The sequence below is a fragment of the Amycolatopsis sp. TNS106 genome, assembly GCF_019330265.1.
Classification (GTDB): domain Bacteria; phylum Actinomycetota; class Actinomycetes; order Mycobacteriales; family Pseudonocardiaceae; genus Amycolatopsis; species Amycolatopsis lurida.
In genome coordinates this window covers 2,927,712-2,945,098 of record NZ_CP024972.1, presented here as the reverse complement: position 1 = coordinate 2,945,098, position 17,387 = coordinate 2,927,712, and the positions used below count along the sequence as shown (strand labels likewise).

The following is a 17,387-nucleotide window of genomic DNA, read 5'->3' as shown; positions in this document are numbered from 1 at the left end:
GTTGAGCACCAGGGAGACCGATCGGGATGCGGTGATCAGGGTGGCCCGCGGCGCGACCCTGTTCACCCCGTGGGCGTTGCGGGCCGCGGTCACGCTCGGACTGCCGGATCTGGTGGCCGACGGAGTCGCCGACCTCGCCGACCTGGCGCGCCGGTCCGGCGCGGAGGTGGCCGCGCTTCGGCGGCTGGTCCGGTATCTCGTGTTGCTGGAGGTGTTCCGCGCGCCCGCCGCGGATCGCGTCGAACTCGGAGAGCTCGGGGCGGTCCTGTGCAGTGGCCACCCGGCAGGCCTGGCGCAGGCACTGGACCAGCGCGAAGCCTTTGCCCGTCGTGGTGACGAGGCGATCGCCTCATTACCCGAAGCGGTACGCACCGGTAAAAGCGTGTGGGCAGGTCTGTTCGGACGCGGCTTCTGGGACGACCTCGCCGCCGATGCGGTGCTCGGCCGGTCCTTCGACGCGGCGATGGCCGTGCACGCCGCCACACTCGGCCCTGAGGTGGCGCGGCGTTACGACTGGTCGGGGGTCCGGCACGTGACCGACGTCGGCGGCGGGACCGGGCAGGTGCTCGCGGCCGTGCTGGCCGCTCATCCCGGGCTTACCGGAACGCTGGTGGACCTGCCCGGCACCGTCGGTGTCGCGGACCCGGTGCTGCGGGCGGCAGGGGTCGCGGACCGGGTGACCGTGGTGGGCGGCAGCTTTTTCGAGCCGCTGCCCGGCGGAACGGACGTCTGCCTGCTGGCGAACATCCTGCATGATTGGCCCGACGAGGACGCGGTCACGATCCTGCGCCGCTGCCGGGCCGCGGTGGTCGCGGGTGGACAGGTCGTGCTCGTCGAACGGGTGCTGGACGAGGTGCCCGCCGCCGGTGACGATCCCGGTCAGTTCGTGGCCAGTCAGCGAGATCTGGCCATGCTGCTCCTGCTGGACGCCGCCGAGCGCACCGAAACACAGTTCGCCCGGCTCGGCCGGGAAGCCGGGCTGCGGCCGGGCGGCGTCGTCGACCTGGTGCCGGAGCAAGGTTTGTTCCTGGTCTGTTTCGACGTCGGCTGACTCAGCCTGCCCAGGAGACCGCGAGGGGGAGTGCCCGGAACCCGATAGCCTTGCGCACGTCCTCGGGCCGCACCCCGCCGTCCAGCGAGAACGAGTCCCACCGCTCGAGCGCCGCGTGCAAGGCGACGCGCTGTTCCAGTCTGGCCAGCGGGGCACCGACGCAGAAGTGGATACCTCGCCCGAACCCCAGATGGTGGTTGGGTTCGCGTCGCGGGTCGAAGCGGTCCGCCTGCGTGAACTGGCGTTCGTCCCGGTTCGCGGAGGCGATCCAGACGAGCACTACCTCACCGGCCGGCACGACGTGGCCGCCGAAGGTGACTTCGCGGGTGGTCCGTCGCGGGGTCGCGGGCAGCTGCCCTCGGAAGCGCAGGACCTCCTCTACGGCGGCAGGGATCAGGTCCGGCCGGCACCGCAGTTCCGCGGCGAGATCCGGCCTGGAGGCGAGCAGGTGCACGGCGTTGCCGAGCACCAGTGTGGTGGTGATGTGCCCGGCTACCAGCAGGAAGCCACAGACGCCCAGTACCTCTTCGTCGGCGAGCCGGGTGCCGGCCACCTCGACCGCGGCGAGCTTGCTGATCAGGTCGCCGCCTGGATGCCGTCGCCGGTGACGGATGTGGTCGAGGAAGTAGGCGTTCATCTCGCCGATCAGCGGTTCGACCGAGCGCAGCATTTCCTCGGTCGGCACCACCACCGGCTCGTCCCCACGGCCCTGGAAGAACAAGGCGTCGGCCCAGGCGCGGAAAAGGTGCCGATCGGCCAGCGGGATGTTCATCAGCTCGGCGATCACGATCAGCGGCAGCGGGTAGGCCAGGTCGCCGATCAGCTCCACCCGGTGCCGTCCGGACAGGGAGTCGAGCAGTTCGTGCGCGATGGCGGTGATGCGGGGCTCGAGGCCGGCGATCATCCGGGGAGTGAGCGCGGCCCTGACCAATGAGCGCAGTTTCGTGTGCTCCGGGGGGTCGAAGCCGTTGAACGCGCCGCGCGCGACGATCGCGAACTGCTCCGGCTGCCGGACGGCTGAGCGCAGGTCCGACGAGAACGTCTCGTGATCGCCGATGACGCGCATCGCGTCGTCGTAGCGGAACACGTGCCAGTTCCCCAGTTCCGCGTCGTAGTGCACCGGCTTCGCCTCCCGCATGCGCGCCCACCAGCGCACCAGGGAGGCGTAGTCGCCCCGCTGGTCGGCAAGGCCGAGGCCCGCGGTCATCCGGTCACCCCGGCCTTCTCGTCGTCACCGGCCCGGCCGGGATCGGCGGCCATGATGCCGAAGATCTCGTCGTGTAGTCCACGGAGGACAGTGCGGTCACCCGGATCGCGGCGGTCGATCAGGCCCAGTTCGGTCGTCCGGCCGGTCAGGTCTTCGAGTGTGTCCAACCGGTAGTGGTCGAGGAAGGCGCGAACGGCGGGTGAGTAGCGCTCACGATGCAACGCCGCGGACGGGTCCACGGGCACCGCCAGCCGCGGGCGCGCGGTCAGCTCACCGACCACGTCACGGAGCACACGCATGGTCTCTCCGTAGGTGGCCCAGGCCGGTGTCCGGTAATCCGTCAGCCTGCCGCGGTCCAGCACTCGACGGCATTGCCGCGCGAGGTCGGCCGGATCGACAGCCGCGAAGTCGAACGGGCTGGTCCGGCCGGTGTTCCCGTACCGGACCTCGGCCAGGGCGCCGTTGTGCTCGCCGACGAAGTACGGGAATCCGTCCCAGCGCGGCAGCACCGCGGGCAACCCGCAGGCCATCGCCTCCAGCGGTGCTTTCCCATAGGTCTCGAAGATGCTGGTGGCACCGGAGACGTAGAGGTCCGCCGCGTTGTACAGGCTCACCGTCTCCTCGCGCGAGAGACGCTGGAACAGCACCACGTGTTCGAGCTGTGCCGCGAGCTGGTTGTAGAGGACCGCGTCGACGTGTGTCACCGACATCGTCAGCAGCGCGTCCGGCACGCTGCGGCGCAGCAGGTGGTATGCCTCGAGCAGCGCACCGATTCCCTTGTCGGTCATGAATCGGCCGGTATACAGCAGGATCGGCCGGTCGGGTGGGAGCCCGAACCGGGCTCTTGCCGCCGCGCGGTCCCCCGGCCGGTAGATGTCGCGGATGCCGAACGTGCAGATGTTGCGGGCGGGGATCCCGGCGACCTGCTCGTAGGCGGCCGCGGCATTGGTCGAGCCGCACAGGACCAGATCGCCGGGATGCGCGGTCTCGGCGACCAGCATCAGGTGACACAGGATATTGAGCGGGTACGGGTTCGTGTGCGGGATGATCAGCGCCGGGCACGAGTGGCCGTCCCGGCGCATCAGATACAGCAAGGGCAGCGCCTCGGTGTACTCCGCCACCACCATGTCTACAGTGGACAAATCGCAGGCTTCGCGCAGCCGGGCATACACCTGCTCGAAGAACTCGAAGCTGTGTCCGGCTGCCGGCAGCTGTTCGATCCGGAACAGCAGCAGTTCCGTGTCCTGACAGAAAATGCGGACGTCGTCAGGCGCGTCGGTCAGCGCCAGTACCCGTTTCATCGTTGTGCTCCCGTCCCGCCCGTTCCGCCCCTTCCGTCAGGCCGGCAGGCTCTCGAAGTACATCTGCCGGGTGCCGAGTTCCGGCCAGCGGTCGCGTGCTTCCTTGGCGGACGCGATCACGCGGCGGATACCTTCCTCGACCGTGACCGAGGGGTGGAAACCGAGGATGTTCTCGGCCTTGCGCGTGTCCGCCCACAGCCGCTCCGCGTAGATCGCGATGGGCGTCGGCACATAGCGAGGCGTGAGGTCCATGCCGAGTTCGGCGCCGATCAGGTCCAGGGTACGGTTGAACGTCGTCTCCAGTCCGGTCCCGACGTTGAACTCGTCGGTCTTGAGGTCGCCTTCCAGGGCGAGCTGGAAAGCGCGGCCGGCGTCGGTGACGTAGATGAAGTCGCGGGTCTGCTGGCCGTTTCCCCAGAGCACAGGCGTTTGTCCGCTGAGCGCGGCCCAGACGAACAGCGAGATGACGTTCGCGTAGCCGCCCTTGCTGAACTCGTCGTGCCCGTAGACACTGAACGGGCGCAGCCCGACCGCGGTGATGCCGTAGCGGTCGGAGTACTGCCGGGCGGCCTCCTCGTTCCACTTCTTCGAAAGCGCTTTCAGATCCGGTGGGGCCAGGGTCATCTCCTCGGTGTAGGGCACCGGGTTCCCCTCGTAGACCGCGCTCGTGCTCGCGTACACCAATTTTCCGACGTCGTTGCGGCGAACGGCCTCCAGGATGTTGAGGAAACCCTGTGTGGTGACCGACGCGCCGTCGGTGGGGTCTTCCTCGTACATCAGGAAGGAGGACGGAGCGGCAAGGTGGATGACCCCGTCCACGCCCTTGGTCAGCTTCGCCACGAGTGAATAGTCCCGGGAGTCGCCTTCGACCCAATTGACCTCATTGCGAATCTCGTCGTCGACGAACTCCTTGCCGCCGATCTTGTAGTTGTCCAGCGCCGTGATGGTGTACCCGTCACGGACCATCCCGGCAATCATGTTGCGTCCGATTAATCCGGCGCCGCCGGTGACGAGGACGTCCTTATAGGAAGCCATATCGCTCCTCGGGGAACTCGCTGTGAGAGCCGGTGCCCAGCCCCCCAGGGTGACACCGGCGAGAATTTACCTTCTTCATGGAAGCAGACAGTGAAGGGCGGGGGAATCCGCTGATCGAGTGGACGATCATGAACCGGAAAGCGCTTGCTCAATTGTTTCGCTCGTGGCACAAATCGGTAGTTTCGGGTCGGCGTAAAGGAGAAATCCGTAGCGCGGACCGCAGGTTCGCTGCTCCCTCGGCTCGAGCGCTGCGACCCGTTTGGCGGACAACGATCGGCCTACCGGCGACAGAGGGCGACGAAAGCTGGCACCGGCGGCCGATTGATCAACGTCGAATCCGCGTGTTAGAAATGCTGAGGCGCGATCCACCGGAAGCGGGGATTGGGGGGCTGACGGCCATTCTTGCGCCAACCGCCTTTCGTCCATGAGGAACTCCGCGTGCTCGCGCCACTGCCGGGCGCCTTCGTTTCCCGTCCGTGTGGCGGGAAACAATTCCGCACGCCCTGTGCCGGGACGGCGGCCGGGAGCCGATTCGATTCAGTGAAAGGAGGAACAATGGAGATGAACTGGGTTTCGGACCGCGCCAACTGGGTGTCCGACCGGGCCAACTGGGTGTCCGACCGGGCCAACTGGGTCTCGGACCGCGCGAACTGGGTCTCGGACCGCAGTGAGTGGGTTTCGGACCGGGCGCTGCGCGCATCGGCCGGTGTCTACGAGCTGGTCTCGGTCTAGCCGACCAGGCCGGCGCGGCCGGTCACAGCGCATGATCGGCCGCGCCGGCCGTACCTGGGGGCAGGTGGCGCCCCGCATCGAAAACGCGAAAGGTGCCCCGTGATAGTTCTGGCTGTGCTGCTCGTGCTCGTCGCGGCGTTCGCCCATGCGGGCTGGAACGTGATCGCGAAGAGAATGGGCATGTCGGGTTCACTGTTCGTCTTCTCCTATATGGCCGTGGGCAGCGTGCTGATACTGCCGTTGGGGATCGGCACCCTGATCCTCGGCGGCCCGGTCGACCTCGGGCATTGGCTGCTGTCGGCCGTGGTCGGCACCTGCTTGCAGCTCAGCTACTACCTGCTGCTGCAACGCGCCTACCGTACGTCGGATCTGTCGGTGGTCTACCCGCTGTCGAGTGGCGCGGCACCGGTATTCGCGATCGGCGCGGCCGTGTTGCTGCTCGGTGAGCGGCCGAGCCCGCTGGCCCTGCTCGGCGCGGCCACGGTGATCGGCGGGGTCCTGGTCATCACCGTGGACCGGTCGCCCGGTCCGATCAGCCGCGCCACGAGCTTGTCCGCGGCCGGATTCGGTCTGCTGATCGGCCTTGCCAACGCGTTGGCGACGTTGTGGGACAAGAACGTCGTCAGCGGTTTCGGTCTTTCACCGCTGCTCGTCTTCTGGGGCGTCTCGGTCGGTGAGGTGCTGGTCCTGGCTCCAGTCGCGCTCGCGCGGACCCAAGCGCTGCGAGATCTCTGGTCGGCGCACCGCCGCGAAATCCTGGTGGTCGGCACGCTGGTGCCGACCGCGTACGTCCTGGTGCTCTTCGCGATCCGGTGGGCGCCGGTCAGCGTGATCGCTCCGGTGAAGGAGCTGAGCATCGTGACCGCGGTCGTCTTCGGCTGGTACTTCCTGGGAGAGGGCCACGTCCGCCGCCGGATCACCGGCGCGCTCGTCGTGATGGGTGGTGTCGCCATGCTGACCTTCGCTTAGGGCCTCTGACCCGCTCACGGTTTCGAAAGGAGCAAGACCATGAACATGTCGTCTTCCGAGACAGCGGTGCGGCGGACTTTCGACACGGTAGCCGGGTCCTATGACCAGAACGGTGTCGAGTACTTCCGTCCGATCGCCACGCGGCTCGTCGAACTCGCAGCACTCGGTGCCGGCGAGTACGTCCTGGACGTCGGTTGCGGCCGCGGCGCGGCGCTGTTCGCCGCGGCCGACGCGGTCGGCCCCGCCGGGCAGGTCGTCGGGATCGATGTCTCCGCGGCCATGATCGCGAAGACGGCGGCGGACCTGCGTCGCAGACACGCCACCGGAGTGGTCGTCGCGGTCATGGACGGCGCCGCTCCCGGTTTCGGACCGGGCTACTTCGACGCCGTCATCGGCAGCAACAGTGTGCATATGGTGCCGGGCCTGGCATCCGCCTACGGCCGGTACCGGGCCCTCCTTGCTCCCGGCGGGCGCCTCGCGGTCTGTGCGCCGGCGTCGGTACTCGAACCCGAGCCCCGAGTGTTCGGGCTGCGGTCGATCGCGGCGGCCGCAGCCAGGTTCTCCGTCTCAACGCGCGTCTACCCGCAAGAGGAGGCCTTCGGTGGCCCGGAAAAGGCGACCGAGGACCTCCGGCGCGCCGGCTTCTCCGACATCGCCGTCCACGTCGAGGACGTCGTGCTGCGGGCGGACTCACCGGACCAACTCGTCCGGTGGACCTGGACGCACGGCATGCGGATGATGTGGGACACCATGCCCACGGAGCACCACGAGGCGGTCGCGCGGGAGATCGAGGCCGAAGCAGCCGAGTTCATGACGGATTCCGGTGTCCTCGAGATCCCGTCACCCGTGCGGTACTTCGTCGCCCGCTGACCTCCCGTCCTGCCCGTGGCCGAAGTCGCTCGGCTGGTGGTGGTCAGGACCGGGTGGAGGTGAGTCCGGTGGTTACGACGTCGATCAGCAGGTCGAGGATCTTCGAGTAGGTGGCGGAGTCGCCAAGACGGTCGGCGTGGAGCGGTACCAGCAGCACGGTTCGCAGGACGCCGACGATCACCTCGGGTGGTGCGTCGACGAGTTGGCCGGCTTGGTGTTTGCCGGTGACGTAGTCGGCGAGTGCGGTCGCCACCTTGGCCACGATGGACCGGGTGGCCGCCGAACATTTCGAACCACTCGGCGACCTGCTGTCCGAGATCACCAAATTCGCCGCTCTGCTCGTGTTCGGCGCGTTGATCACGCCCGACCGGCTTTCGCATCTGACCGTCGGCGGATGGATCCTGGCGGTGGTCACGATCGTGCTGGTGCGCCCGGCCGCGATGATGCTGTCGTTGCTCCGGACACCGATGACCCGGCGAGAACGTTCGGCGGCGGCCTGGTTCGGGCCGAAGGGATTCGCTTCCGTGGTCTACGGCTTGCTCGCGCTCCAGTCCGGGATCCCGGACAACGAGCTGGTATTCGACCTCGTGGCCGTCACGATCGCGCTGTCGATCGTGCTGCATTCCTCGACCGACGTGCCGGTGGCGAAGGCGCTCAGCTTCGAACCGAACACCACTTGGTCAGGCGCCTACGAGGCGTTGCGTGAGGTCCGGGTGGGGCCGGCGGCCCTGCATCTGGACCTCAGCTTGGCGACCTGGGCCGCGGACGGGCTTCTCGCGATCTTCTTCGTCGCGGGCCTGGAGGTCAAACGCGAGTTCGTCGCCGGGGATCTGCGCGATCCCCGGCGGGCCGCGGTCCCGGTCGCCGCCGCCGTCGGAGGCGTCGTGGTACCGGCGCTGATCTACATCGCGATCAACGTCGGCGACTCGGGCGCGCTGAGCGGCTGGGCGATCCCGACCGCGACCGACATCGCGTTCGCCCTGGCCGTCCTGGCGGTGATCGGACACCACCTGCCGTCCGCGCTGCGTACCTTCTTGCTCACGTTGGCGGTCGTCGACGACTTGATCGCCATCGTGATCATCGCCGTTTTCTACACCCGGGAGCTGCTGGTCGGCCCGCTGCTGCTGGCGCTGCTTCCCTTGGCGGTGTTCGCCGTGCTGGTTCAGCGCCGGGTGCGGTCCTGGTGGCTGCTGCTGCCGCTCGCGGCGGCGACCTGGGCGCTGGTGCACGCGTCGGGAATCCACGCCACGGTCGCCGGTGTCCTGCTGGGATTCGCGGTACCGGTGATCCGCAAGCACGGCGAAGGACCAGGGCTCGCCGAGCATTTCGAGCACCGGTTCCGGCCGATCTCGGCCGCCGTGGTGGTCCCGGTGTTCGCCTTCTTCGCCGCCGGTGTCACCGTGGGTGGTCTCGGCGGCCTGGCCGATTCGCTCCTCGACCCGGTGGCGCTGGGTATCGTCGTCGCGCTCGTGCTCGGCAAGACCGTCGGGATCACCGGGGCCACCTACCTCGTGGCCCGGTTCACCCGCGCGGAACTCCACGACGACCTCGCCTGGACCGACGTCATCGGGCTGGCCGCACTGGGCGGTATCGGCTTCACCGTGTCCCTGCTCATCGGTGACCTCGCCTTCGGCGCGGGCAGCGAGAGCGACGAGAAGGCCAAGATCGCGATCTTGGTGTGCTCCTTGCTCGCCGGCCTCGTCGCCACGATCATCCTGCGTATTCGCAACCGGGTGCACCGGAGAATCTGTGCCGAAGAGTCGGTCGACTCCGACCACGACGGCATCCCGGACGTGCACCAGCACGAAGGCGAACGCTAGAAGGCTTCCCGCGCGGTCACGGTGTGCCGCGCTTCCGAGGGTCGTCCGCATTCTCGGTTTGCAGGCCTCGGCGGATCGAGCCGGGAGCCCGTTCCGGGCGATGCCGGACTTTGGCTGACGAAGCGAGTTGCCAGGGCACGCTGGTCACCATGACGCCGGGCTGGAACAGGAGACGTCCCTTCAGCCGCAACGCGCTCTGGTTGTGCAGGACGTTCTCCCACCAATGCCCGACGACGTATTCGGGGATGAACACGGTGACCACGTCGCGCGGGTTGTTGGTGCGTATTCGTTTGACGTAGTCGAGGATCGGTTTGGTGATCTCGCGGTAGGGCGATTCGATGACCTTGAGCGGGATGGAGAAGGGCTGTTTGGCCCACCGGTCGAGGAGTTCGTTGGTTTCCTGGTTGTCGACGTTGACGGTGATCGCCTCGAGGACATCGGGCCGGACAGCCTTGGCGTAGGCCAGCGCCCGGCGGGTGGGCCGGTGCAATTTCGACACCAGGACGATCGCGTGATTACGCGACGGCAGAACGATCGGCTCATCCTCATCGGTGTCGTGGAGTTCGTCCCCGACCCGTTGGTAGTGACGGCGGATCGCGGTCATCAGCAGGTAGATCGCGGCCATGGCGGCCAGCGAGATCCAGGCACCCTGGGTGAATTTGGTGACGAGGATGACCACCAGCACAAGCGCGGTCATGGAGAAGCCGAAGGCGTTGATCGCCTGGGAGCGGCGCATCCGGTGGCGCGCGGCGGGGTCGGTTTCGGTGCGCAGCCGCCGGTTCCAGTGGCGGATCATCCCGCTCTGGCTGATCACGAACGACATGAACACGCCGACGATGTAGAGCTGGATCAGGCGGGTGACCTCGGCGTCGAAGGCCACGACGAGGAGAATGGCCGCGGCGGCGAGGAAGATGATGCCGTTGGAGAACACCAGCCGGTCGCCGCGGGTATAGAGCTGCCGCGGCAGGAAGCGGTCCTGCGCGAGGATCGAGCCGAGCACGGGGAATCCGTTGAACGCGGTGTTGGCCGCCAGGACCAGGATCAGGCCGGTGAAGAAGATGACGAACCAGGTCGCCGGCGGGAAGCCCGCGAACACCGCGTTGCCGAGCTGCGCCACCAGCGTCTTCTGCTCGTATCCCGCCGGTGCGCCGATCAGCTGATGCGCGGGGTCTTCCGCGACCTGCGCGCCGGTGAGCCGGGCGAGCATGATCAAGCCGAGGAACATGGTGATCGCGAGCACGCCCATCATCAGCAGCGTGGTCGCGGCGTTGCGGCCTTTGGGTTTGCGGAACGCGGGAACACCGTTGCTGATCGCCTCCACACCGGTCAACGCGGCGCTCCCCGAGGAGAAAGCACGCAGGATCAGGAAGGCGAAACCAAGCCCCGCGAGATGTCCGCTCTCCTCGACCAGCGTGAAGTCCGCGCTTTCCGCCCGTACCTCCTCGCCCAGGATGAAGACCCGCACCACCGCCCAGACGATCATGGCGAGGATGCCGAACACGAAGGCGTAGGTCGGGATGGCGAACGCGGTGCCCGATTCCCGCACACCACGGAGGTTCATGGCGGTCAGCACCACGATGGCGCCGACCGCGAACTCGACTTTGTGTTCCCCCACGAAGGGCACTGCCGAGCCGATGTTGGCCGCCGCGGAGGCGATCGCGGCACGAGTGACGGTGACGGTCGGCGGGGACCTGGACTTCGCCACCCACGGCAAGCTGGCAGCGGAGTTCGACAAGCTGATGGACCTGTCGCCGGACGGTGTGGTCGTCGATCTGACCGGAGTGGAGTTCTGCGACTCCAGCGGGCTTTCCTGTTTGGTCCGGCTCAACGCGAGATGCGTCGATGCGCGAGTACCGCTGCTCATCTTGCCTTCTCCGAGAATCAGCAGGCTGGTCGCCATGACCGGACTGACGGGCATCCTCCCGGTGGGCGGCGCCTGAGACGGCTGCGAAGTCACGGATTCCGGCACTGATCATCGGCCAGTGGCGGTAAGGGTCTCAGTGCAAGCGAGGGGCACAGAGCCGTCGCTCCTGCTCGCGATCACCAGTGTCCGCTGGACGACTTCACCCCGTGCCCGCGGTATTTCGTTTTCGGCGCTGGAAGAACCTTTGAATGAGTCTGGCGACACCTGAATTCGGCGGCGTGGGCTTGCCTCGTCGCGGGACAGGGGCGGTGAAGCGGAGGATGTGCACGGTGGGCGTGATCGGTGTCGACCATGCGGTGGCCTGTGCGCATTCGATGCTCTGACCTGCCGGTAGGGGCCTTGGAAGGCCCCTACGCGACGTCGCAGTGATAGTCGGTGTCCCACCGCCAGCAGTCCTACACCTCAGCACCAAGGCTGATGGCTCCGAACAGGACGGGCCGGGCTGGATCTCGGTTCACGCTTGCTACCGGGCGCGAACGGTTTCACCGCCCGGGCCGGCGGCCATGACGGTGCGGGGCCAGGTCCAGGCGTACCGCAGGACGAGGGCGAGAACGATCAATTCCAGTGCGACGCCGAGGCCGTAGAAGTACGTCCAGGACTCGCCCACCGCGTTGAACGCCGCGAAGGGGACCTGTACCGAGGCCACGATGAGGTTCGTGGTGCGGTTCGCCCGGGCGGGCAGGGTCATCGACAGCACGACCATGAGGATCGGGATCGCCATGAGCGTGAGGAAGACGGTGAACAACGGCTGGCTGATGTCGAACTCGAAGACGACGCCGGCCTCGATGTCTTTGATGACGCCGGGTTTGAAGAAGGCGAGAATGTCCACGTAGGCGTACAGGAGCACGAGGCTCGTCCACGCTGCGGCGAGCTTGGCTCTCACCGGGATCCGCTGGTCGTCCAGTGCGTTCGTGGTGGGTTGACGTGTTGTCATCGTGGGCTCCGTTGTCGTCGTGGTGAGGACCGGTGGGCCAACGATCACCGAGCCCGGCCGCGGGCACATCGTCGTCGAGGCCGGACCCGCCCCGGCCGCGAGGAGGAGCGCCGTCTCGTTCTTTCGGTCGGTCCCCGCCGCCTCGGCGGTCCCTAGGCTGGGCGGGTGACCACCAACGCCCTGCGCTCGCTGTGGGCCGAGCCGCGCGCCACGGACCCGCCCGAACGGATGTCGCGCGACTGGGTGTTGGTCGCGGCGTTGATGGTGACCGCGCTGCTCGAGGGCGTCCTCCGGGACGACGTCGCCTGGCGGCCGTTCGCGACGATCGTGGCGGTCGGACTCGCGCCGGTGCTGCTGTGGCGGCGTAGCCACCCGTTGGCCTGTGTCGTGGTGGCCTTCGGCACCGCGATGGCGTTGGGACTGGCGAGCCTGCTGGGCGGGGTCCCGAGCGTGGGCCTCGACACGATGATCTACGTCCTGGTGCTCGTCCACGCGCTGGTCCGCTGGGGCTCAGGGCGCGAGATCGTGATCGGGCTGGCGGTGGTGGCGGTCGCCGCGGGAATCGGTATGGTCCCCGGCCACATCGGGCCGACCGAGATCTTCGGCGGGCTCGCCATCCTCGCGGCAGCGGCGGCGGGCGGCGCGGCGTTCCGCTACCGCGCCGAGAGCCGGCGCCGGGCGTTGGACCAGATCCGCGGCCAGGAGCGGGTCGGTCTCGCGCGCGAGTTGCACGACATCGTCGCCCACCACGTCTCGGCGATCGCCGTGCAGGCGCAAGCGGGCCGGGCGATGGCAGGCCGGCGACCTGAGGCGGCACTCGACGTGCTGGCGGCGATCGAAGGGGAAGCGGCGCGGACCCTCGCGGAGATGCGGGCGATGGTCCGGGTGTTGCGCGACGGAGTGCCGGCGGAGTACGCCCCTCAGCCCGGTGTCGCCGACCTGGTCTCCCTCGCGCGACGCGCCCCGGTCCCGGTCGTCGACGTGGCGTTGCCGGACGACCTCGACGAACTTCCGCCCCAGATCGACGCGGCGGTCTACCGGCTGGCGCAGGAGGCGCTGACCAACGCCCTGCGGCACGCCCGCAACGCCTCGCGGGTGGAGATCCGGGTCGTGGAGGGCGCGGGAACGCTGCGGCTACGCGTGACCGACGACGGTCAGCTCGACCTGGCGCGGTCGGTGAACCACGGCTTCGGGCTGCTGGGGATGACCGAGCGTGTGCAGCTGCTCGGCGGCACGCTGCGTGCCGGGCCGGCGCCCGAGGGCGGGTGGACGGTCGACGCCGAACTGCCGACCAAGGTACGCCGATGACGGTGCGCGTGCTGGTGGCCGACGACCAGGATCTGGTGCGCACCGGCCTGTCGATGATCCTTGACGCGCAGCCCGACATCGAGGTCGTCGGCCAGGCCGCCGACGGCCACGCCGCCGTCGAGCTGGCGCATCGGCTCCGCCCCGACGTGTGCCTGGTCGACATCCAGATGCCCGGGCTCGACGGCATCGAGGTGACCAAGCTCCTCGCCGGGCGGGGCGTCCCGGACCCGATCGCGGTGGTCGTGATCACGACATTCGACCTCGACGAGTACGTCCATGGTGCGCTCCGGGCCGGCGCCCGGGGCTTTCTGCTCAAGGACGCCGGGACGGACCTGCTCGTCCAGGCCGTCCATGCCGCCGCCGTCGGCGATGCCCTGATCGCGCCGAACATCACCCGGCGGCTGCTGGCCACGCTCGCCGGCCGGGAACCACCGAACCGGCGGACCCAACCGATCGAGCCGCTCACCGAACGAGAGGAGGAGGTGCTGACGCTGGTCGCCCGCGGCCGCACGAACGCGGAGATCGCCGCCGAGCTGTTCATCGGCTTGACGACCGCCAAGACCCACGTCGCCAGCCTGCTGACCAAAATCGGCGCCCGGAACAGGGTCGAGATCGCGATGTGGGCGTACGACACCGGCCGGGTGGGGGACTGAACCGAACCTGACATACCCGCAGACGACTGGTCCCCGGCCGAGTGGCGGCGTGACACCGGTCGGCCGTCGCGCGCTCCGCGGGTTCGGGGACGAACCGGGGTCCGGCTCCGCGGCGGGGTGGGCGGCGTCGGGGAGCCGGACCGTGGGGGGTGGAGGTCGTCAGCAAGCCAGGGTGAGGATGGAGACCGTGCCGGAGCCGGAGTTGGTGACCAGGATGTAGCGGTGGCCGGGCCCGGGCGCGGACCAGTGCGCGTCCAAGCCCACCGCGACCTCGCCGAGCACCCGGTTGGTGCGGGTGTCGAAGGTGACGACGGTGCCCGTGCCCGCGGGGCCGGGGCCGGCGTTGACCACGTACGCGATCCGCCCGCCCGCGGCCAGGGTGATGCCGCGCGGTTTCACGCCGACGGCGATGGTGGCGGTGACCTCGCGGGTACGGACGTCGACCACGGACACGGTGCCGGCGATGGTATTGCTGATGTAGGCGGTGCGGTTGTCGGGAGTGATGAGCACGCCGCGCGGTTCGTCGCCGACCGGGATGGTGGCGACGGCGGTGTAGGTGTCGGTGTCCACAATGGAGACGGTGTCGGCGTCGGAGTTGGCCACCCAGGCGTGGCGGCCTCCGGTGGTGAACTGCACGCCGCGCGGCGCGTCACCCACCGGGATGGTGCGGGTGACGGCCTGGGTGCGGGTGTCGATGACGTACATCGCGTCGGAGCCGGTGTTGCTGACCCAGACCTCGCGCCCGTCGGGCCGCAGCGCGGCCAGGCGGGGCGCGTCACCGACCGGGATGGTCTTCACCACCGTCCGGCGGGCGGTGTCGATCACCGACACGTCGTCGGAGTCGCGGTTGGAGACGTAGACGTGGCGGCCGGAGCGATCGAAGACGATGCCGTAGGGAAAGGTGCCGACCGGGATGGTGGCGACCTCGATCCGGCGGACCGGGTCGATGACCGAGACGGTGCCGGAACCGCCGTTGGCGACGTAGGCCAGTCGGTGGTCGGGCGTGAACGCGACCATCCGGGCGTTGGCGCCGATCGGGATGGTGCCGAGTTCGACCGGGCGCCCGCTCGCCGCGCTCGCGGGGACCGGCGCCGCGACCAGCAGTGTCATGGTGGTGACGAGAAGAATCAGTCGACGCAACGGATTACCTTTCAGGAGGCGGATCGGACGGCGGCGGAACCGCGCAGGCGGTCACGGGACAGCGCGTAGACACCCGCGCCGACGATGAGCACGAGCGGCAATACGTAGTCGCCGTCGCGCTCGACGAATTGGAACCACTCCTGCCCGACCAGCGGCCGGAGCAGTTCGGTGGCCAGTTTCCAGCCGAGCACGAACCACAGCAACGGTTTCGCCGGGCGGATCAGCACGGCCAGCCCGAGCAGGATTTCGAAGGCGCCGAATACGACCAATAGATTCGCCGATTCGACGGTCATGCGCCCGATGCCGAAGAATTCGAAGAACTTGTACAGGTACGGCTTGTCCTCGAATGCGCCGAATCCGCCGTGGCCGATCAGCAGCAGCGCGAGACCGCCGCGCGCGGCCCAATGCACGCCGACGTGCGCGCGATCGGAGACCGCGATCGGCAGGTCGCCACGAGTGAACCAGCGCCGCAGCGACCACCCACCGCCGCCCACCAGGATCAGCAGGGCCAGCGGCATGCCGTAGTTGCCGCCGCGCTCCAGGAACTCCCACCAGCCCTCGCCGACGACCGGCCGCAGCAGGGCGGTGAACACGCCCCACACCGTGGCGTGCAGCAATACGATCCGCAGCGGGAAGAACAACACCGCCAGCCCGACGGTGATGTCCACCGCGCCGGTGACATACATCATGTAGTCCACCGCCGCGTCGGCGGAGATGCCGAACAGGTCGTAATAGGGCAGCCACGCCCGCGATCGGCTCAGTCCCGCCCACCCGTGGCCGAGATATTCCACGGCAACGCCCAATCGCAGCAGCCAGTACATTTTGGTTATAACCGGGGCTTGGGCCCATCGCTGCCAGAGTGTGCCGCCTCCGCCTATGCTCAATTCTGTCGTAGTCACGGTTTCCTCTATTTCCGAGAGGTGGTCAAGTACGATCATCATGAACGTACGGACTCGGTGACTTTTCCACATCGGCGAAACGCACTAATCGCCGTTGCTACTCCGCGATCATTCGAAATCGGGCTAAATTAAAAATGGGCGCGAAATAGCATCGCCACTATGGCGGAAAATCGGCCGCCGCCGTGAGGCCGCGCTCGTTCGCGCCGCCACGCTGTCGTGGCGTCGAGTGCGGAGTCGGTCGGTGATCGTCTCTGGCCTTGTCCGCCTCCTGGGGCTCAAGGTGTAGACGTACGTTGACCCAACTAAGCACCTCAGCAAGGATTGAGTCAATGGAACTTGACATATCACTTCGAAGGCGGGCGGCGGTGCATCACGCCCTCTCCGACCCTGTGCGCCTCGGCATCGTCGACCTGCTCGCCGTGGGCGACCGCTCACCCGGCGAGCTGGGCCGCAGGTTCGACCTCGCCTCGAACCTGCTCGCCCATCACCTCAAGGTGTTGAGGGAGGCCGGCCTGGTCGAGCGCACCAGGTCGCACGCCGACGGCCGGCGGGCGTACGTGCGGTTGACGCCCGAGCCGTTGACCGGCCTGCACATCACACCGACGGTCCCCGCGCCACGGGTGGTGTTCGTCTGCACCCGCAACGGCGCCCGCTCACCCCTGGCCGCCGCCGTGTGGGGCGAACGCAGCCCGATCCCGGTGACCTCGGCGGGCACGCACCCGGGCAACCGCCTCAACCCCCGCGCGGTCAGCACGGCCCGTCGGCACGGCCTGCGCCTGGAGCGCGCCGGCACGGCCCACGTGCGAGACGTGGTCGAACCGTCCGATCTCGTCGTCGCGGTGTGCGACAACGCCTTCGAGGAACTCGGACCGGCCGACCGGCGCGTGCACTGGTCCGTCCCCGATCCGGGTCCGGTCGACACCGACGAGGCCTTCGAGAGCGTCCTGGCTCAGCTCACCCGACGCATCGACCAGCTGGTCACCATCGCTTCCGCGCCGTGACGACCGACCACCATGGAGGAGCATCCCGTGTCGGACTGCCCGTACTGCGACCCGCCCGCCCCCGAGTTCGGCGGTTGGGTGCACGAAGACGAGAACTGGCTCGTCGCCCACGGACCCGCCGCGACCACCATGGCGGGCGCCCTCCGGGTGACCTCCCGCCGCCACTTCACCGACTTCGCGGAGATGACCACCGCCGAGTCCGAGAGCTTCGGCCGGCTGCTGACCCGCCTGGACGCCACCCTGCGCGCCGTCACCGACGCCGAACGCGTCCACGTCGTCTCCACCCGCGACCGCGTGCCGCACTTCCACGCCTGGCTCTACCCCCGCCCCGCACACCACCCGCTGCGCGGCACCGCCTTCCGCGACGCACCCCAGCAGAGTTCCCCCGCCGACACGGAGAAGACCGTCCACGTCATCCGTCACCATCTCGCCGAAGGCCGTACGGCGGCACGGTGACGCCGCACAGCGGACCGGATTTTGTCCACATTGGACAATCGGTGCCATCGATCTTCCCGCCTTTGATCGAGGGTTCCGCGCAGCGTC

At 68.4% G+C, this 17,387-nt stretch carries 17 protein-coding genes and 1 pseudogene; 10 read left to right on the top strand and 8 right to left on the bottom strand.

What is annotated here, in order from left to right; all coding sequences use genetic code 11:
* Position 1: 1 nt before the first annotated feature.
* Entirely contained in the window at positions 2-1,051 is a 1,050-nt protein-coding gene (locus CVV72_RS13185) for a methyltransferase (RefSeq protein WP_219152717.1), read from the top strand.
* A gap of 1 nt (position 1,052) precedes the next feature.
* On the opposite strand, the gene CVV72_RS13180 is transcribed toward CVV72_RS13185, so the two are convergent.
* The 3 genes from CVV72_RS13180 to CVV72_RS13170 are packed head-to-tail and all read right to left on the bottom strand — an operon-like array spanning position 1,053 to position 4,594.
* On the bottom strand, positions 1,053-2,258 hold the full coding sequence (locus CVV72_RS13180) for a cytochrome P450 (protein WP_219152716.1): 1,206 nt from the start codon (positions 2,256-2,258) through the stop codon (positions 1,053-1,055).
* On the bottom strand, positions 2,255-3,559 hold the full coding sequence (locus CVV72_RS13175; RefSeq protein WP_219152715.1) for a glycosyltransferase family 4 protein: 1,305 nt from the start codon (positions 3,557-3,559) through the stop codon (positions 2,255-2,257). Before CVV72_RS13175 ends, CVV72_RS13180 begins: the two co-directional genes overlap by 4 nt.
* A 36-nt stretch (positions 3,560-3,595) precedes the next feature.
* On the bottom strand, positions 3,596-4,594 hold the full coding sequence (locus CVV72_RS13170) for an NAD-dependent epimerase/dehydratase family protein (protein WP_219152714.1): 999 nt from the start codon (positions 4,592-4,594) through the stop codon (positions 3,596-3,598).
* Between the two features lie 555 nt (positions 4,595-5,149).
* Between CVV72_RS13170 and CVV72_RS13165 the strand changes: the two genes are divergently transcribed.
* From CVV72_RS13165 to CVV72_RS13155, 3 genes are all read left to right on the top strand, one after another.
* The gene (locus tag CVV72_RS13165) at positions 5,150-5,326 is read left to right on the top strand and encodes a hypothetical protein (RefSeq protein ID WP_219152713.1); all 177 of its coding nucleotides are present in this window, start codon (positions 5,150-5,152) and stop codon (positions 5,324-5,326) included.
* 99 nt (positions 5,327-5,425) lie between these two features.
* Positions 5,426-6,295, top strand: coding sequence for an EamA family transporter (locus CVV72_RS13160; RefSeq protein WP_219152712.1), 870 nt, complete (start codon positions 5,426-5,428; stop codon positions 6,293-6,295).
* A gap of 39 nt (positions 6,296-6,334) precedes the next feature.
* The gene (locus tag CVV72_RS13155; protein ID WP_219152711.1) at positions 6,335-7,165 is read left to right on the top strand and encodes a class I SAM-dependent methyltransferase; all 831 of its coding nucleotides are present in this window, start codon (positions 6,335-6,337) and stop codon (positions 7,163-7,165) included.
* 43 nt (positions 7,166-7,208) lie between these two features.
* Here CVV72_RS13155 and CVV72_RS13150 read toward each other — a convergent pair whose 3' ends face one another.
* Positions 7,209-7,418, bottom strand: coding sequence for a hypothetical protein (locus CVV72_RS13150; RefSeq protein WP_219152710.1), 210 nt, complete (start codon positions 7,416-7,418; stop codon positions 7,209-7,211).
* Between the two features lie 10 nt (positions 7,419-7,428).
* Here CVV72_RS13150 and nhaA point away from each other — a divergent pair, with 10 nt between their 5' ends.
* A complete protein-coding gene (nhaA, locus tag CVV72_RS13140) occupies positions 7,429-8,985 on the top strand; it encodes a Na+/H+ antiporter NhaA (protein WP_255632668.1) in 1,557 nt (518 codons plus the stop codon).
* Positions 8,986-9,001: 16 nt separating this feature from the next.
* Here the strand turns inward: nhaA and CVV72_RS13135 are convergent.
* A pseudogene (locus CVV72_RS13135) lies at positions 9,002-10,642 on the bottom strand (APC family permease); the annotation flags it as partial.
* Here CVV72_RS13135 and CVV72_RS13130 point away from each other — a divergent pair.
* A complete protein-coding gene (locus CVV72_RS13130) occupies positions 10,545-10,925 on the top strand; it encodes an STAS domain-containing protein (RefSeq protein WP_370641907.1) in 381 nt (126 codons plus the stop codon). The pseudogene CVV72_RS13135 and the gene CVV72_RS13130 overlap by 98 nt on opposite strands.
* A 447-nt stretch (positions 10,926-11,372) precedes the next feature.
* Here CVV72_RS13130 and CVV72_RS13125 read toward each other — a convergent pair whose 3' ends face one another.
* Entirely contained in the window at positions 11,373-11,843 is a 471-nt protein-coding gene (locus tag CVV72_RS13125; RefSeq protein ID WP_219152707.1) for a DUF6326 family protein, read from the bottom strand.
* A 165-nt stretch (positions 11,844-12,008) separates the two neighbouring features.
* On the opposite strand from CVV72_RS13125, the gene CVV72_RS13120 reads away from it, so the two are divergent.
* Together CVV72_RS13120 and CVV72_RS13115 are read left to right on the top strand one after the other, a co-directional pair.
* A complete protein-coding gene (locus tag CVV72_RS13120; protein WP_219152706.1) occupies positions 12,009-13,151 on the top strand; it encodes a sensor histidine kinase in 1,143 nt (380 codons plus the stop codon).
* Positions 13,148-13,804, top strand: coding sequence for a response regulator transcription factor (locus CVV72_RS13115; protein ID WP_219152705.1), 657 nt, complete (start codon positions 13,148-13,150; stop codon positions 13,802-13,804). The genes CVV72_RS13120 and CVV72_RS13115 overlap by 4 nt, the downstream gene beginning before the upstream one ends.
* A 159-nt stretch (positions 13,805-13,963) precedes the next feature.
* Here CVV72_RS13115 and CVV72_RS13110 read toward each other — a convergent pair whose 3' ends face one another.
* Positions 13,964-14,914, bottom strand: a complete 951-nt coding sequence (locus tag CVV72_RS13110; protein WP_219152704.1) for a beta-propeller fold lactonase family protein — start codon at positions 14,912-14,914, stop codon at positions 13,964-13,966.
* Positions 14,915-14,955: 41 nt separating this feature from the next.
* Positions 14,956-15,735, bottom strand: a complete 780-nt coding sequence (locus CVV72_RS13105) for a hypothetical protein (protein WP_219152703.1) — start codon at positions 15,733-15,735, stop codon at positions 14,956-14,958.
* Positions 15,736-16,208: 473 nt separating this feature from the next.
* Here CVV72_RS13105 and CVV72_RS13100 point away from each other — a divergent pair, with 473 nt between their 5' ends.
* Both CVV72_RS13100 and CVV72_RS13095 read left to right on the top strand, forming a co-directional pair.
* Complete coding sequence (locus tag CVV72_RS13100) at positions 16,209-16,844, top strand: helix-turn-helix domain-containing protein (RefSeq protein WP_255632667.1); 636 nt, start codon at positions 16,209-16,211, stop codon at positions 16,842-16,844.
* A 27-nt stretch (positions 16,845-16,871) separates the two neighbouring features.
* The gene (locus tag CVV72_RS13095; RefSeq protein ID WP_219152701.1) at positions 16,872-17,300 is read left to right on the top strand and encodes an HIT family protein; all 429 of its coding nucleotides are present in this window, start codon (positions 16,872-16,874) and stop codon (positions 17,298-17,300) included.
* The last annotated feature ends 87 nt before the right edge of the window (positions 17,301-17,387 follow it).

Coding starts and splice junctions, on each gene's coding strand:
- CVV72_RS13180 (WP_219152716.1), bottom strand. CDS start 2,258: ATGACCGCGGGCCTCGGCCTTGCCGACCAGCGGGGCGACTACGCCTCC.
- CVV72_RS13175 (WP_219152715.1), bottom strand. CDS start 3,559: ATGAAACGGGTACTGGCGCTGACCGACGCGCCTGACGACGTCCGCATT.
- CVV72_RS13170 (WP_219152714.1), bottom strand. CDS start 4,594: ATGGCTTCCTATAAGGACGTCCTCGTCACCGGCGGCGCCGGATTAATC.
- CVV72_RS13165 (WP_219152713.1), top strand. CDS start 5,150: ATGGAGATGAACTGGGTTTCGGACCGCGCCAACTGGGTGTCCGACCGG.
- CVV72_RS13155 (WP_219152711.1), top strand. CDS start 6,335: ATGAACATGTCGTCTTCCGAGACAGCGGTGCGGCGGACTTTCGACACG.
- nhaA (WP_255632668.1), top strand. CDS start 7,429: ATGGACCGGGTGGCCGCCGAACATTTCGAACCACTCGGCGACCTGCTG.
- CVV72_RS13130 (WP_370641907.1), top strand. CDS start 10,545: ATGGCGGTCAGCACCACGATGGCGCCGACCGCGAACTCGACTTTGTGT.
- CVV72_RS13125 (WP_219152707.1), bottom strand. CDS start 11,843: ATGACAACACGTCAACCCACCACGAACGCACTGGACGACCAGCGGATC.
- CVV72_RS13115 (WP_219152705.1), top strand. CDS start 13,148: ATGACGGTGCGCGTGCTGGTGGCCGACGACCAGGATCTGGTGCGCACC.
- CVV72_RS13110 (WP_219152704.1), bottom strand. CDS start 14,914: ATGACACTGCTGGTCGCGGCGCCGGTCCCCGCGAGCGCGGCGAGCGGG.